Origin of the sequence: Yokenella regensburgei (assembly GCF_051486985.1) — a bacterium.
GTDB lineage: Bacteria > Pseudomonadota > Gammaproteobacteria > Enterobacterales > Enterobacteriaceae > CBFFRJ01.
The window spans coordinates 1-13,945 of the sequence record NZ_JAHVDV010000015.1 but is presented as its reverse complement, the minus strand read 5'-3'; the positions used below and the strand labels follow the sequence as shown (position 1 = coordinate 13,945).

At 54.0% G+C, this 13,945-nt stretch carries 12 protein-coding genes; 10 read left to right on the top strand and 2 right to left on the bottom strand.

Going from position 1 to position 13,945, the window contains the following annotated elements:
- Positions 1 to 107 precede the first annotated feature (107 nt).
- The 4 genes from nhaC to KXR87_RS11960 all read left to right on the top strand — a co-directional run bounded on the left by nhaC (position 108) and on the right by KXR87_RS11960 (position 5,603).
- Positions 108 to 1,703, top strand: coding sequence for a Na+/H+ antiporter NhaC (gene nhaC, locus KXR87_RS11975; protein WP_437432469.1), 1,596 nt, complete (start codon positions 108 to 110; stop codon positions 1,701 to 1,703).
- Positions 1,696 to 3,060 carry an alpha-L-fucosidase gene (locus KXR87_RS11970; protein ID WP_437432468.1) on the top strand — a complete coding sequence of 455 codons (1,365 nt, stop codon included), beginning with the start codon at positions 1,696 to 1,698 and terminating at the stop codon, positions 3,058 to 3,060. Before nhaC ends, KXR87_RS11970 begins: the two co-directional genes overlap by 8 nt.
- A 56-nt stretch (positions 3,061 to 3,116) precedes the next feature.
- On the top strand, positions 3,117 to 4,112 hold the full coding sequence (locus tag KXR87_RS11965; protein ID WP_437432467.1) for a LacI family DNA-binding transcriptional regulator: 996 nt from the start codon (positions 3,117 to 3,119) through the stop codon (positions 4,110 to 4,112).
- A 126-nt stretch (positions 4,113 to 4,238) separates the two neighbouring features.
- Positions 4,239 to 5,603 carry an MFS transporter gene (locus KXR87_RS11960; RefSeq protein ID WP_437432466.1) on the top strand — a complete coding sequence of 455 codons (1,365 nt, stop codon included), beginning with the start codon at positions 4,239 to 4,241 and terminating at the stop codon, positions 5,601 to 5,603.
- Positions 5,604 to 5,639: 36 nt separating this feature from the next.
- Here the strand turns inward: KXR87_RS11960 and KXR87_RS11955 are convergent, their stop codons facing one another.
- Complete coding sequence (locus KXR87_RS11955) at positions 5,640 to 6,131, bottom strand: YajQ family cyclic di-GMP-binding protein (RefSeq protein WP_437432465.1); 492 nt, start codon at positions 6,129 to 6,131, stop codon at positions 5,640 to 5,642.
- A gap of 140 nt (positions 6,132 to 6,271) precedes the next feature.
- On the opposite strand from KXR87_RS11955, the gene panE reads away from it, so the two are divergent.
- The gene (panE, locus tag KXR87_RS11950) at positions 6,272 to 7,183 is read left to right on the top strand and encodes a 2-dehydropantoate 2-reductase (RefSeq protein WP_437432464.1); all 912 of its coding nucleotides are present in this window, start codon (positions 6,272 to 6,274) and stop codon (positions 7,181 to 7,183) included.
- On the top strand, positions 7,146 to 7,742 hold the full coding sequence (gene yajL / locus KXR87_RS11945; RefSeq protein WP_437432463.1) for a protein deglycase YajL: 597 nt from the start codon (positions 7,146 to 7,148) through the stop codon (positions 7,740 to 7,742). The genes panE and yajL overlap by 38 nt, the downstream gene beginning before the upstream one ends.
- A 45-nt stretch (positions 7,743 to 7,787) precedes the next feature.
- Here the strand turns inward: yajL and thiI are convergent, their stop codons facing one another.
- Positions 7,788 to 9,236 carry a tRNA uracil 4-sulfurtransferase ThiI gene (thiI, locus tag KXR87_RS11940; protein WP_437432462.1) on the bottom strand — a complete coding sequence of 483 codons (1,449 nt, stop codon included), beginning with the start codon at positions 9,234 to 9,236 and terminating at the stop codon, positions 7,788 to 7,790.
- 205 nt (positions 9,237 to 9,441) lie between these two features.
- On the opposite strand from thiI, the gene xseB reads away from it, so the two are divergent.
- The 4 genes from xseB to KXR87_RS11920 all read left to right on the top strand — a co-directional run bounded on the left by xseB (position 9,442) and on the right by KXR87_RS11920 (position 13,630).
- Positions 9,442 to 9,684 (top strand): exodeoxyribonuclease VII small subunit, encoded by a 243-nt coding sequence (gene xseB / locus KXR87_RS11935; protein ID WP_437432461.1) that lies wholly within the window; start codon positions 9,442 to 9,444, stop codon positions 9,682 to 9,684.
- A complete protein-coding gene (gene ispA, locus KXR87_RS11930; protein WP_437432460.1) occupies positions 9,685 to 10,584 on the top strand; it encodes a (2E,6E)-farnesyl diphosphate synthase in 900 nt (299 codons plus the stop codon).
- A gap of 24 nt (positions 10,585 to 10,608) precedes the next feature.
- Complete coding sequence (dxs, locus tag KXR87_RS11925; RefSeq protein WP_437432459.1) at positions 10,609 to 12,471, top strand: 1-deoxy-D-xylulose-5-phosphate synthase; 1,863 nt, start codon at positions 10,609 to 10,611, stop codon at positions 12,469 to 12,471.
- A 184-nt stretch (positions 12,472 to 12,655) separates the two neighbouring features.
- Positions 12,656 to 13,630 carry an aldo/keto reductase gene (locus KXR87_RS11920; RefSeq protein ID WP_437432458.1) on the top strand — a complete coding sequence of 325 codons (975 nt, stop codon included), beginning with the start codon at positions 12,656 to 12,658 and terminating at the stop codon, positions 13,628 to 13,630.
- Positions 13,631 to 13,945 lie beyond the last annotated feature (315 nt).

Sequence of the window (13,945 nt, the reverse complement as noted above, 5' to 3'; positions counted from 1 at the left end):
GCCGTCCGCTAAAATAGCTTTTAACTATGCTTGCTAATTCGAGTTAGCAATCATTATGAAAAAATGGTTACCTTAGTTTTGCACACCGGAAATGTATTTCACACGCGATGAGCCAACCTGCCGGGCTAAGGCAGGCAGCTTGTCGAAGAAAGGGAAATCTTAATAAAAACAATCAGCCAGTACGCTCAGCGTGCGGCAAAACACAACAACACCTTAAGACGGCCAGGCATTCAGCGAGGATAGTCATGTCTGTAACATCAGAACCTATACAGAAACCTGTTATGAAGCAGTTGGGCCTCCCGGCCTCTTTTCTGCTACTCGGCGCATCATTACTCTTTATTATCCTGGGCTACACGCTACTGGAGATAAAACTGGAGGCGCTGCTGTGCATTACTGCGGTGGCTATCTCGTTTGTTGCACTCTGGCTCGGGCATACGTTCCAGGAAATCATCGATGAAATCGTGCAAAAATTTGCTCAGGCCCTCCCCTCTTTAATGATTGTGATGTGCGTCGGTGGGGTCATTGGTGTCTGGATGAGTTCCGGCACCATTCCCTATCTGATTACCATCGGTCTGAAAATCATTAACCCACAGTACATTGTATTCATCGCCTTTATTGTCACCAGCATTGTTGCCACCTGCACCGGCACCTCCTGGGGCTCCGCCGGAACCATTGGCGTTGCGCTGATGGGCGTTGCCCACGGTCTCGATGCCAATCTGGCTGCGGTAGCGGGCGCAATCGTTGGCGGTGCCTATTTTGGCGACAAGATCTCACCGTTAAGCGGATCATCTAACTTTGCGGCGATCGTTAATAATCTCGATCTCTACGAGCACATCAAGCACCTGTCAAAAACCACGATTCCAGCGTATCTCATTTCGGCGGTGGTCTATTTTGTCATTGGCTTGAACAACAACGCGACAGTGGGCAATGTCGATTCTGCTCAGCAAACGGTGGATCAGATTCACGCGCTGTACCACACTCACTGGATCCTCGCCGTGCCGATCTTTATCGTGCTGGCGGGCGCCCTGATGAAAAAACCGGTGATCCCCGTACTGCTGTTTGCCACTGCCATTTCGATTGCCATTTCGTACTTTACCCAAGGGATCGGGATTATCGAAAACCTGAACGTGTGGGTGTCTGGATTTAGCGTCAGTGTGCTGCCAGGGCAGCCACAAGCGGTGCCAGAGACCATTCGCAGCCTGCTTGAACGCGGTGGTGTGGCCTCCATGATGCCGCTTATCCTAGTTATCCTTTGCGCCTTCTCCTTTGCCGGTCCACTCTCGCTGACCCAGGCACTGGACACCATCATCAATTACTTTACCCGCATTGTGAAAAGCGCCGCCGGTCTTATCTTCTCAACCATTGCCGCTTGTGTGGCGCTGATTGCCGCAACAGGTAATAACAATATCGCCTGCCTTCTGCCGTCAGAATTGTTCCGCAAAGCTTTTGAAAACAATGGGCTGCACCGTAAAAATATCTCCCGCACCGTCGAAGACTCCGCCACCGTTATCGAGCCGCTGATCCCATGGACGGCCGCCGGGGTATTTATGGCTGCCACCCTCGGCGTGCCGACTCTCGACTATGCGCTATGGGCCGTGCAATGTTATGCGGGGCTGATTATTGCAGGTTTCTACGCGGTTACGGGTTTGTGCATCGCGAAAACGGACGTACATCAACACGAAGGGGATGTGATTCATGAGTAATAAGACCTACACGCCAGACTGGGCGAGCCTCGACAGCCGCGAGATGCCGGAATGGTATAACGACGCAAAATTCGGCATTTTCATCCACTGGGGCGTCTTCTCGGTTCCGGCGTGGCGTAAAATTGATAACTCCCTGTTTGGCTCTTACGCCGAGTGGTATTACGCCAGCGTTTACGGCAATTACCGCAATAATGATGATGACTTTCACCAAAAGCATTACGGGAAAGATTTCCTGTACCGCGATTTTGCTCCGCAGTTCAAAGCCGAACTTTTCCAGCCTGACGCCTGGGCGGAATTGTTTAAAGCCTCTGGCGCTAAGTATGTAGTGCTGACCACCAAGCATCACGACGGTTTCTGTTTGTGGCCGACAAAAAATCCGCATAAAGCGAACTGGAACAGCGGGGATATTGGGCCAAAACGCGACCTGCTCGGCGACATCACCCATGCGGTACGCGACAGCGGTCTGAAGATGGGCATCTATTACTCCATCATCGACTGGGAAACCAACTGGAGCCACCGCCCGGAAGGCGGCTATTTTGTGCCGCAGCGTGACCGCGAAAAGTTCGGTATCCCTGAGGAAAAATACCCGGATGAAATTCTGATTCCGCAACTGAAAGAGCTGGTGCAAAACTACGCCCCGTGCCTGATTTTCTCTGACGGCGGCGAGTGGGATCTCAGCGAAGAATACAGCCAGACCAAACCCTTCCTCTCCTGGCTCTACAACGAAGCACCTAATAAAGATGAAGTGGTGGTGAATGACCGCTTCTTTAAAGGCATGCCTGGTGAACACGGCGACTACTACAGCACCGAGTACAACGATAAAGAGGGCTTTGGCGTCCATCATCCGTGGGAAGAGAGCCGGGGTATCGGCAAGTCATACGGCTTTAACCGCGCGGAGCAACTGGAGGATTATTGCACTTCGCAGGCGTTGATTAATCAGTTGATCGGCATCGTCTCCAAAGGCGGTAACTTCCTGTTAAATGTGGGGCCGACAGCGGACGGACGTATTCCAACGCTGCAACAGGAACGCTTACGGGATATTGGCCGCTGGATGGAGGTCAACGGTGACGCGATTTATGGCAGTGATATCTGCACGCGCCTGAAAAGTAACAATCCCCATTGTGCGTTCACCTGCAAAGGCGACAGTGACTACCTGATAACAACCGAGTGGCCAACGGACGCGCTGCGCCTTCAGCTCACTGATGGGGAGGCACCGCGCACTTGTACCCTGCTCTGCCGGGGCGAGGAAATTGACGTACCGTTCGATATTGCCGAGGGCACTCTCATTTTGCACCCGCTGCCCTGGCGGTTCGATCTTGGCCTGGAGTACGCTTACACCTTCAGGCTGAGTCGATAGAGCAGAATTACAGTCGACATGTTTTTCTTTTTTGGATGGGAATGAGGTGCCGGGAGATGGCAAAAACCGTTGAACAGATAGCCAACGATCTGAACTTGTCCATCACCACGGTACGTCTGGTGCTGGGAGGTAAGGCAGAGCAGTATCGTATCAGTGAGAAAACGCAGACACGCATCAATGAACACGTCGAGCGTTATGGCTATACGTTGAACCATTCGGCACGCAGCCTCAAGCTCAACAAAACGGAGACACTCGGGCTGATTGTTCCTAACATCTCGAATGTCTTCTTTGCCACCCTGGCAGAGAAGCTCGAGTTACGCTGTCGCCGCTCAGGTTATCAACTGGCGATCAGCTGCTCGTACGACGATGTGGATTATGAAAATCAGCTCGTTCACGCCATGATGGCAAGGAATGTCGACGGTCTTTTCGTTGTGCCTTCAACACTGGAAAACCAGCAGCATCACCTGCAGCAGGTAAAAAAACCACTGGTGCTGCTGGACCGGGATTTTCGCTTTACGGATAACGCTCTGGTGGAAAGTAATAACACCGATGGCGGTGAAACCCTGACCCGCAGCCTGCTGGCAACAGGTAAAACGCCGGTGTGGTTTTTGGTAGGCGATACCGCCCTGCCCAGTATTAACGACCGCTTACAGGGCTACCTGACGGCGCTCAAAGAGAGCCGTATCGACCACCAGCAGTGGGTTTGCGAAGGACCGGAGAATTCCCCTGAAGAAGGGCATCACCTGATGATGCAACTCATCGAAAAGCACGGCGTGCCGCAGGCGTTTATTGCCTCGTCACTGCCGGTGCTTGAAGGGGCGATTCACGCTATTCGCGCCAAACTGGGGATCATTCCTGTCGACATCAACATAGGTACCTTTGACGAACACCCGATGTTAGGTTTTCTCGCCAACAACGTCTGGTCGATGCAGCAGGACGAAGACACCTGGGCTGAGAATGCTTTCCAGGTGATGCAATCTGCCATTGAAGGCAACCCGGTGAAAGAGACCATCCGGGTCAATATGCGCCTGATAACACGCACTCGCCAGTAATCCCCACCAGGAAGGCCACTGGTCTCACTGCGCCGTTACAGCCTTGTAATAACTATTAAACAAACATCTGTTTACCGTGTACACCACCCCGCCTACACTATGGCCTGCATTCGAAATGAGGTGGTAATGAACGATAATAAAATGACACCAGGCGAGTTGCGCGCAACCTGGGGTTTAGGGACTGTTTTCTCGTTGCGCATGCTTGGCATGTTTATGGTCCTGCCCGTTCTGACCACGTACGGCATGGCCTTACAGGGTGCCAGTGAAGCCTTAATAGGCCTTGCCATTGGCATCTATGGCCTGGCGCAGGCGGTATTCCAGATTCCTTTCGGTTTGCTCTCTGACCGTATTGGTCGTAAACCGCTGATTATTGGAGGGCTGGCGATTTTTGTCCTGGGCAGCGTGATTGCGGCGCTTTCTGACTCCATCTGGGGAATTATTCTGGGGCGGGCCTTGCAGGGTTCGGGGGCCATTGCGGCCGCCGTGATGGCACTCCTTTCTGATTTAACCCGTGAGCAAAACCGTACCAAGGCAATGGCGTTTATTGGCGTCAGCTTCGGCGTCACCTTCGCTATCGCAATGGTACTGGGGCCAATCATTACCCACCAGCTCGGTCTGCACGCCCTGTTCTGGATGATTGCAGCCCTGGCAAGTGCGGGCATTCTGTTAACGCTATGGGTCGTCCCCAACAGCGAGCACCACGTACTGAACCGGGATTCTGGAATGGTCAAAGGCTGCTTTAGCCAGGTCATTGCAAGCCCCCGGCTGCTCAAACTGAATTTTGGCATTATGTGTCTGCACATCCTGTTGATGTCGACCTTTGTTGCCCTGCCCGGTCAGCTTGAGGCCGCCGGTTTCGCCGCAGCCAATCACTGGAAAATTTATCTGTTCACCATGCTGGTGTCCTTTGTGTCGGTCGTGCCTTTCATCATTTATGCTGAAGTTAAGCGGCGCATGAAGCGCGTGTTCTTGTTTTGTGTAGCGCTGCTGCTGATTGCGGAGATCGTGCTCTGGGGAGCGGGACCGCACTTCTGGGAACAGGTGCTGGGAGTACAGATTTTCTTTGTCGCCTTCAACCTGATGGAAGCGCTCCTGCCTTCCCTTATCAGCAAAGAAGCGCCGGCAGGCTACAAAGGTACTGCGATGGGCATTTACTCCACCAGCCAGTTTATTGGCGTAGCCATTGGTGGCGCACTGGGCGGCTGGGTGGACGGCTGGTTCGATTCACAAACCGTATTTCTGGCCGGCGCGCTGCTGGCGATGGTCTGGCTGCTGGTGGCCAGCACGATGCAGGAGCCCCCGTATGTCAGCAGCCTGCGCATCGAAATTCCTGACGATGTGGTGCTTGATGCGGCACTGGAACAGCGCTTACGCGCAGCGGCTGGCATCAATGATGTGCTGGTGGTCGCACAAGAGCGCAGCGCCTATGTAAAAATCGACAGTAAAGTCACTAACCGCTTTGAGGTCGAGCAGGCTATCAAAGGGGTATAAAAAAAGCGGGCTGGCCCGCTTTTTATTTATCTTCGGTCAGTCGCGGAAGTTTTTAAACTGGAACGGCTGGCCGAGATTGCCACCGCGTACCAGCGCCATTGCGGCTTGCAGGTCATCGCGGGCTTTACCGGTTACGCGCAGCTCTTCACCCTGAATCTGGGTCTGCACTTTCAGTTTGCTCTCTTTGATAAGCTTAACGATTTTCTTCGCCACATCGCTCTCAATGCCCTGTTTGAGTTTGGCTTCCACAAACCAGGTTTTGCCACTGTGCACAAACTCTTCCGGCACCTCCAGCGAAGTACCTTCAATGCCGCGTTTTAGCAGCTTAGCGCGCAAAATATCCAGCAGCTGATTCACCTGAAAATCAGACTCACTGAGCACTTTGATGGTCTTATTCTTTTCGTTCAGCTCAATAGAGGCTTCAACGTTGCGAAAATCGAAACGAGTCTCAAGTTCGCGAGTCGCATTCTCGATCGCGTTGCGGACTTCCTGAAGTTCTACCTCAGAAACAATATCGAAAGATGGCATCTTTTCTTCTCCCTCAGTGTTTATTGCGATGCATAATACCCGCAACTAAGCATAACTCAACTTGTAATGGCCGGAAGCTTCCACGACGGCGCTATACTGAAAGCAGTAGCACCTGGCGCAGTTGCAGGTGAGGAGGAAAAATGAAAATTACCGTACTTGGCTGCGGTGCGTTAGGCCAGTTATGGCTGACTGCGCTGCACAAGCATGGGCATGAGGTTCAGGGCTGGTTACGTGTTCCTCAGCCCTTTTGCAGTGTGAACGTGGTCGATGAAGAAGGCACCATTTTTAACGAGTCTCTGACGGCAAACGATCCGGAGTTTCTGGCACACAGCGATCTGTTACTGGTCACGCTCAAAGCCTGGCAAGTCTCTAATGCCGTTAAAAGTGCGGCCAGTATCTTACCCAAAACCGCACCCATTTTGCTCATTCATAACGGAATGGGGACTGTCGATGAACTCAAAAATCTCGAACAGCCCCTGCTGATTGGCACCACCACTCACGCGGCCCGCCGGGATGGCAACGTTATAGTGCACGTTGCCAGCGGCACGACACATATCGGCCCTGGCCGCCAGCAGGATGGTGATTTCAGCTACCTGGCGGAGATTCTGCAGGAGGTGCTTCCGGATGTTGCCTGGCATAACAACATTCGCCCGGCATTGTGGCGCAAGCTGGCGGTCAACTGCGTCATTAACCCCATCACTGCGCTGCAGGAGTGCAAAAATGGCGAACTGCGGGATTTTCCGGACGAAATACGAAAAGTGACCCATGAAGTGGCAGCCGTCATTGAGCGGGAAGGCCATCATATTTCCGCCGACGAACTGCTGGACTATGTTTATCAGATTATTGAGAGCACGTCGGAGAATGTCTCCTCGATGTTGCAGGATATTCGGGCAATGCGGCACACCGAATGCGATTACATTACCGGTTATCTGCTTCGGCGCGCCAGGGCACATGGCATTGCAGTGCCGGAAAATGCCCGCCTCTATGATTTAATAAAACGCAAGGAGAGTGAGTATGAGCGCGTCAGCTCTGGTATGTCTCGCCCCTGGTAGCGAAGAGACCGAAGCGGTCACTACCATTGATCTGTTAGTTCGTGGAGGAATTACCGTCACCACGGCAAGCGTTGCCAGCGATGGTGACCTCACCATTACCTGCTCGCGCGGCGTGAAACTGCTTGCTGATGCCCCGCTGGTCGCCGTCGCGGACGGGGATTTTGACGTGATTGTGTTACCCGGCGGTATCAAAGGCGCGGAAAATTTTCGCGACAACCCGCTGCTGGTCGAAACCGTCAGGCAGTTTCATCTCTCCGGTCGCGTCGTGGCCACCATTTGCGCGGCCGCCGCCACGGTGCTGGTGCCCCATGACCTGTTTCCCATAGGCAATATGACCGGGTTTCCTGCGCTAAAAGAGAAGATCCCTGAAGGCCAGTGGCAGGATAAGCGCGTTGTCTGGGACCCACGCGTGAAGCTCATCACCAGTCAGGGACCGGGAACCGCAATCGATTTTGCGCTGAAGATTATTGATGTACTGGTCGGGCACGAGAAAGCGCATGAAGTGGCAAAACAGCTGGTGATACCGGCGGGGATTTATAACTACTACTTCGAAGAGTGAGACTTACTGTGCCGGATGGCGGTGTCATGCCATCCGGCCCTATCACTACGGGCGATAAACCTTCACATTTTTAAAGCCCTGCTCCAGCAGGTAAAGCGCCTGCAGACGGCTCATCACACCGCGCTCACACCATAACAGCCAGTTTTTACTCTGATCAAGATCGCCAAATTTGGTGCTGAGTTTGTAGAACGGCAGTGAAACCACCTCAATGCCCTCGACTTCCAACGGTTTGGCATCCTGTTCATCTATCGAGCGGATATCTAACAGCATGTCATTCGCACCGAAACCGCTCACCGTCTCGACTTCAACGACCTCTTCACTGGTCTGCTCGGCAATAACACGAATATCAATGTTAGTGGCCTCAGCAACGACCTTATCGAGGATAGAGAAATCAAAGTGGGCTTCTTCAGCTTCGATTTTAGCCTTAACCGCTTTCACGGTCGGGCTTTTAGAAATGACGCCACAATATTCCGGCATGGTACGGGCGAAATCTTCGGTGCCGATTTCACGGGCCAGATCGATAATATGCTCTTTATCGTAAGAGATAAGCGGGCGCAGGATCAGCGTGTCAGAAACATTATCAATCAGACGCAGGTTGGTCAGCGTCTGGCTGGAGACCTGACCCAGCGCTTCGCCGGTAACCAGTGCCTGTACGCCATAGCGCTCTGCCACCTGAGAAGCGGCACGCACCATCATACGCTTGAGAACCACGCCCATCTGGCCGTCATCGACTTTCTCAAGAATTTCGCCCACCACTGGCTCAAAGTTAATGGCGACGAAACGCACGCGGTGTGAGCTACCAAAGCGATTCCACAGATAATGCGCAACCTGGCGCACACCAATTTCATGGGCGGCACCGCCAAGGTTGAAGAAGCAGTAATGCACGCGGCAGCCGCGACGCATCAACATATAGCTGGAGACGCCGGAGTCGAAACCACCGGAAATCAACGACAGCACATCTTCCTGGGTCCCAATCGGGAAGCCGCCAATACCTTCGTAACGGCCTTTCACCAGCAGCAGGCGATCGTCTTCGATTTCCAGATTGACGGTGATATGCGGGTGAGTCAGCTTCACGCGGGCCGTTTCGATATGCTGATTCAGCCCACCGCCGACGTAGCGTTCAACTTCAATAGAGCTAAATTCGTGTTTACCACGACGTTTTGCGCGCACGCAGAACGTTTTCCCTTCCAGCTTTTCACGCCAGGCTTCCAGGGTTTTTTCGAAGATATCGTGCAGGGAGGTGAAAGGCACATCTTCCACTTCCAGAATATGGTGGATACCCGGAATACGGGTCAGTGCATCGCGGATCACCAGACGTTGATTTTCGTCTTTTGCGCGAACTTCAATGTGATCCCAATGGCGGACGACCGCAAGGGTCTCATCGTAGTGCTTTAAAACGTTACGAATATTCCCGGTAAGGATCTTAATAAAGCGCAAACGCACAGATTGGCTTTTGATGGTGATTTCCGGGAACAATTTAATGATAAACTTCATGGCGGCAAGGGTTCATTGGCAAGCCCGGTTGGGCTTCTCAGAAAAAAATACAGCAGCCCACACCTGCGGCTGCATCCAGGCGCGGAAGTATACCACCATCGCGACGCTCCTGTGTATTTTGCATGACCATTGCGCGTTATTTGCTAAGCCTCACGACTTCGCTAACATAATGAGGTCGGAACACAATGAGAGTCAGACAGTCATTATGCCAAAGAAAAAAGACGCACCCGCCAGCTTTGAAACCGCATTAAACGAGCTGGAACAGATTGTTACCCGTTTAGAAAGTGGCGACCTTCCGCTGGAAGATGCCCTCAATGAATTTGAACGTGGCGTTCAACTCGCCCGTCAGGGGCAGGCCAAACTTCAGCAGGCGGAACAGCGCGTACAGATTTTGCTGTCCGGGAATGAGGAAGCGCCCTTAACGCCGTTTACTCCGGATAACGATTAAATGGACTTTAACCAACAGTTACAGACGTGTGTTGAGCACGCCAATGACGCCCTGCGTCGGTTCATCGCTCCCCTGCCCTTTCAGAACTCTCCACTGGTTGATGCGATGGCGTATGGCACATTATTGGGCGGCAAGCGCCTGCGACCTTTTCTGGTTTACGCCACGGGAAGCATGTTTGGCGTCAGCCGCGAAACCCTGGACGCACCGGCTGCGGCCGTTGAATGCATCCACGCCTACTCCTTGATTCACGACGATCTGCCCGCCATGGATGATGACGATTTACGCCGTGGTCAGCCGACCTGCCACATCAGGTTCGGCGAAGCGAATGCGATTCTGGCAGGCGATGCGCTGCAAACGCTGGCGTTTTCGATTCTCAGCGATGCGCCGATGCAGGAGGTGATGGCTGAAGACCGTCTGGCGATGGTGCGTGAACTGGCATTCGCCAGCGGCGCAGCGGGCATGTGTGCCGGGCAGGCGCTGGATTTAGCCGCCGAGGGCAAGTCTGTTGATTTACAGGCCCTTGAACAGATTCACCGTCATAAAACCGGCGCTCTGATTCGTGCCGCGGTGAAAATGGGCGCGCTTACCGCCGGAGCAAGGGGCCGGGTCTGGCTGCCGGTGCTTGATAACTATGCGCAATGCATCGGCCTGGCGTTCCAGGTTCAGGATGACATACTGGATGTTGTCGGCGATACTGCGACCCTTGGAAAACGCCAGGGTGCCGATCAACAACTTGGTAAAAGTACTTACCCTGCATTACTGGGCCTCGAGCAAGCCCGGGTAAAAGCCCGCGATCTGATTGCAGAGGCTCGCCAGTCGCTAGAGCTGCTGGCTGCGCAATCGCTGGATACAACGGCACTGGAAGCACTGGCTGATTACATAATCCAGCGTGATAAATAATGACCACATGACAATGAGTCTCTGATGAGTTTTGATATAGCCAAATACCCGACGCTGGCGCTGGTCGATTCCACTGCGGAACTGCGTTCACTGCCAAAAGAGAGCCTGCCGAAATTATGCGACGAACTGCGTCGCTACCTGCTCGACAGCGTGAGCCGCTCCAGCGGGCACTTCGCCTCCGGGCTTGGCACGGTGGAATTAACCGTGGCACTGCACTACGTCTACAACACCCCCTTTGACCAACTCATCTGGGACGTCGGTCATCAGGCTTATCCGCATAAGATCCTGACCGGTCGTCGCGATCGTATCGATACTATCCGGCAGAAAAATGGCCTGCACCCATTCCCCTGGCGAGGTGAAAGCGAGTATGACGTTTTAAGCGTTGGCCACTCGTCCACCTCTATTAGCGCCGGTATCGGGATTGCCGTTGCCGCCGCGAAAGAAAACTTACAGCGCCGCACGGTGTGTGTCATTGGCGACGGCGCCATCACGGCCGGAATGGCGTTTGAAGCGATGAACCATGCGGGGGACATCCGCCCCGATATGCTGGTCGTCCTTAATGACAATGAAATGTCGATTTCCGAGAACGTTGGCGCACTGAACAACCATCTGGCGCAGCTGCTCTCCGGCAAGCTCTACTCCACCCTGCGTGAAGGTGGCAAAAAAGTGCTGTCCGGTGTTCCTCCCATCAAAGAGCTAATCAAACGTACCGAAGAGCACATTAAGGGCATGGTCGTGCCGGGGACGCTGTTTGAGGAGCTTGGGTTTAATTACATTGGTCCGGTTGATGGTCATGATGTGCTGGGGCTGGTGCATACCCTGAAAAACATGCGCGGTCTGAAAGGCCCGCAATTCCTGCACATAATGACCAAAAAAGGCCGTGGCTACGAGCCGGCGGAAAAAGATCCCATCACCTTCCATGCGGTGCCGAAGTTCGATCCTACCAGCGGAACGCTGCCGAAAAGCAGCGGCGGCATGCCGAGCTACTCCAAAATCTTTGGCGACTGGCTGTGCGAAATGGCGGCCAAAGACAGCAAACTAATGGCGATCACGCCAGCCATGCGTGAAGGGTCCGGCATGGTGGAGTTCTCACGCAAATTTCCGGATCAATACTTTGATGTGGCCATCGCTGAACAGCACGCCGTCACCTTTGCCGCCGGGCTGGCGATTGGCGGCTACAAACCGATTGTGGCAATTTACTCCACCTTCCTGCAGCGCGCTTATGATCAGGTGATTCACGACGTCGCCATCCAGAAACAGCCGGTGCTCTTTGCTATTGACCGTGCGGGCATTGTCGGTGCTGACGGGCAGACCCACCAGGGGGCATTTGATATCTCCTTCCTGCGCTGCATACCGGAGATGGTCATCATGACGCCGAGCGATGAGAACGAATGCCGCCAGATGCTGTTTACCGGCTATCACTACAATGATGGCCCGAGCGCCGTGCGTTACCCGCGCGGTAACGCGGTCGGTGTGACTCTCGACCCGTTGCAGAAACTGCCGCTGGGCAAAGGGGTGGTGAAACGTGAAGGCGAAAAAATTGCCATCCTTAACTTCGGTACATTGCTGCCTGAAGCCAGGAAAGCGGCTGAAGCGCTGAACGCCACGCTGGTCGACATGCGTTTCGTAAAACCGCTGGATACCACGCTGATTTTGCAAATGGCCGCACGCCATGAATGCCTGGTAACGCTTGAGGAGAACGCCATTATCGGCGGCGCAGGCAGCGGCGTTAACGAGGTGCTGATGTCCCATCGTAAACCGGTGCCAGTGCTGAATCTGGGTCTTCCAGATTTCTTCATCCCCCAGGGAACCCAGGATGAAGCCCGCGCTGAGATTGGACTGGATGCCGCAGGCATTGAATCTCACATCCGACGCTGGCTCGCATAGCCTCCTTTACCGCTCCTGCTATGCTTAAGGGTAACTTTATAATCCTACTCTAAATAGTTAGCGTTACAGAAAGGCGGCAGGCCAGTTATTTCCGGGGAGCATGGAGTGCGATGTGACCGGGAGAGCTGGCCCAGACCCTGTCCCTGCAACGTGAAACAGGACGAGTATATGCAGGAGTGGAAGCATGCAATACAACACATTAGGAAAAACCGACCTTAACGTTTCCCGCCTTTGCCTTGGCTGCATGACATTTGGCGAGCCTGACCGGGGAAATCACGCCTGGACGCTACCGGAAGAGAGCAGCCGTCTGCTTATTCAGCATGCTTTAAACGGCGGCATCAACTTTTTTGATACGGCGAACAGCTACTCCGACGGCAGCAGTGAAGAGATTGTCGGCCGCGCATTGCGTGATTTCGCCCGCCGGGATGAGGTGGTCGTCGCCACTAAAGTCTATTACCCGTCCGGTACCCTGACCGAGGGGCTTTCCCGCGCCCAGATCCTGCGCTCCATTGACGACAGCCTCACCCGTCTGGGTATGGATTACGTTGATTTACTGCAAATCCACCGCTGGGACTACAATACGCCGATTGAAGAGACGCTGGACGCGCTCAATGAGGTGGTTAAATCCGGGAAAGCACGTTATATCGGCGCATCCTCAATGCATGCCAGCCAGTTTGCTCAGGCGCTGGAGTTGCAGAAACAGCACGGCTGGGCGCAGTTTGTCACCATGCAGAATCATTACAATTTGATTTATCGTGAAGAAGAGCGGGACATGCTGCCGCTCTGTTATCAGGAAGGCATTGCCGTTATCCCGTGGAGCCCGCTGGCGCGAGGCCGCCTGACCCGCCCGTGGGGTGAAACCACCGCCCGTCTTGTCTCGGACGAAGTCGGCAGAAATCTCTATAACGAACACGATGAAAACGACGCGCAAATCGCCGAACGTCTGGAGTCCATTGCTGATGAAACCGGCGCGACACGCGCTCAGGTCGCGCTGGCATGGCTGTTAAGCAAGCCGGGTGTCGCCGCCCCCATCATTGGTGCGTCGCGCGAAGAACAGCTTGAGGAGTTACTGCAGGCAGTCGATTTGACGCTGAAACCAGAACAGATTGCCGAGATGGAAACCCCGTATAAGCAGCATCCGGTGGTCGGGTTTAAATAGTCCTGACAGGCACTGTTTCCCTCTCCCTCAGGGCTGAGAGATCCCCACAAAATAATACGAGCACGGAAAGTCCCCTCGCCCCTTTGGGGAGAGGGCCAGGGTGAGGGGAACATGCGGCTCTTGTGGTCATTCCGTTCACCTTATGTTCCTTGCATGTCTGTAGCGACAGAACCCGTGAACGTGCCAGGGTGGTTCACCGCCACCACCCTGGCGACCCGGGCTCCCGGCAAGGAAAATCGCCGCTTCGCGGCATTATTCGCCCCATCCCTGGGGCTCACCCTTTCAGGGCTAGCGCAGGCGCTATTCAAAATCGCT

What these genes read in the sequence shown, in the direction of transcription:
- KXR87_RS11920 (WP_437432458.1), top strand. Translation starts at nt 12,656, where the DNA reads ATGCAATACAACACATTAGGAAAAACCGACCTTAACGTTTCCCGCCTT.
- nhaC (WP_437432469.1), top strand. Translation starts at nt 108, where the DNA reads ATGAGCCAACCTGCCGGGCTAAGGCAGGCAGCTTGTCGAAGAAAGGGA.
- KXR87_RS11970 (WP_437432468.1), top strand. Translation starts at nt 1,696, where the DNA reads ATGAGTAATAAGACCTACACGCCAGACTGGGCGAGCCTCGACAGCCGC.
- KXR87_RS11960 (WP_437432466.1), top strand. Translation starts at nt 4,239, where the DNA reads ATGAACGATAATAAAATGACACCAGGCGAGTTGCGCGCAACCTGGGGT.
- KXR87_RS11965 (WP_437432467.1), top strand. Translation starts at nt 3,117, where the DNA reads ATGGCAAAAACCGTTGAACAGATAGCCAACGATCTGAACTTGTCCATC.
- thiI (WP_437432462.1), bottom strand. Translation starts at nt 9,236, where the DNA reads ATGAAGTTTATCATTAAATTGTTCCCGGAAATCACCATCAAAAGCCAA.
- panE (WP_437432464.1), top strand. Translation starts at nt 6,272, where the DNA reads ATGAAAATTACCGTACTTGGCTGCGGTGCGTTAGGCCAGTTATGGCTG.
- KXR87_RS11955 (WP_437432465.1), bottom strand. Translation starts at nt 6,131, where the DNA reads ATGCCATCTTTCGATATTGTTTCTGAGGTAGAACTTCAGGAAGTCCGC.
- dxs (WP_437432459.1), top strand. Translation starts at nt 10,609, where the DNA reads ATGAGTTTTGATATAGCCAAATACCCGACGCTGGCGCTGGTCGATTCC.
- xseB (WP_437432461.1), top strand. Translation starts at nt 9,442, where the DNA reads ATGCCAAAGAAAAAAGACGCACCCGCCAGCTTTGAAACCGCATTAAAC.
- ispA (WP_437432460.1), top strand. Translation starts at nt 9,685, where the DNA reads ATGGACTTTAACCAACAGTTACAGACGTGTGTTGAGCACGCCAATGAC.
- yajL (WP_437432463.1), top strand. Translation starts at nt 7,146, where the DNA reads ATGAGCGCGTCAGCTCTGGTATGTCTCGCCCCTGGTAGCGAAGAGACC.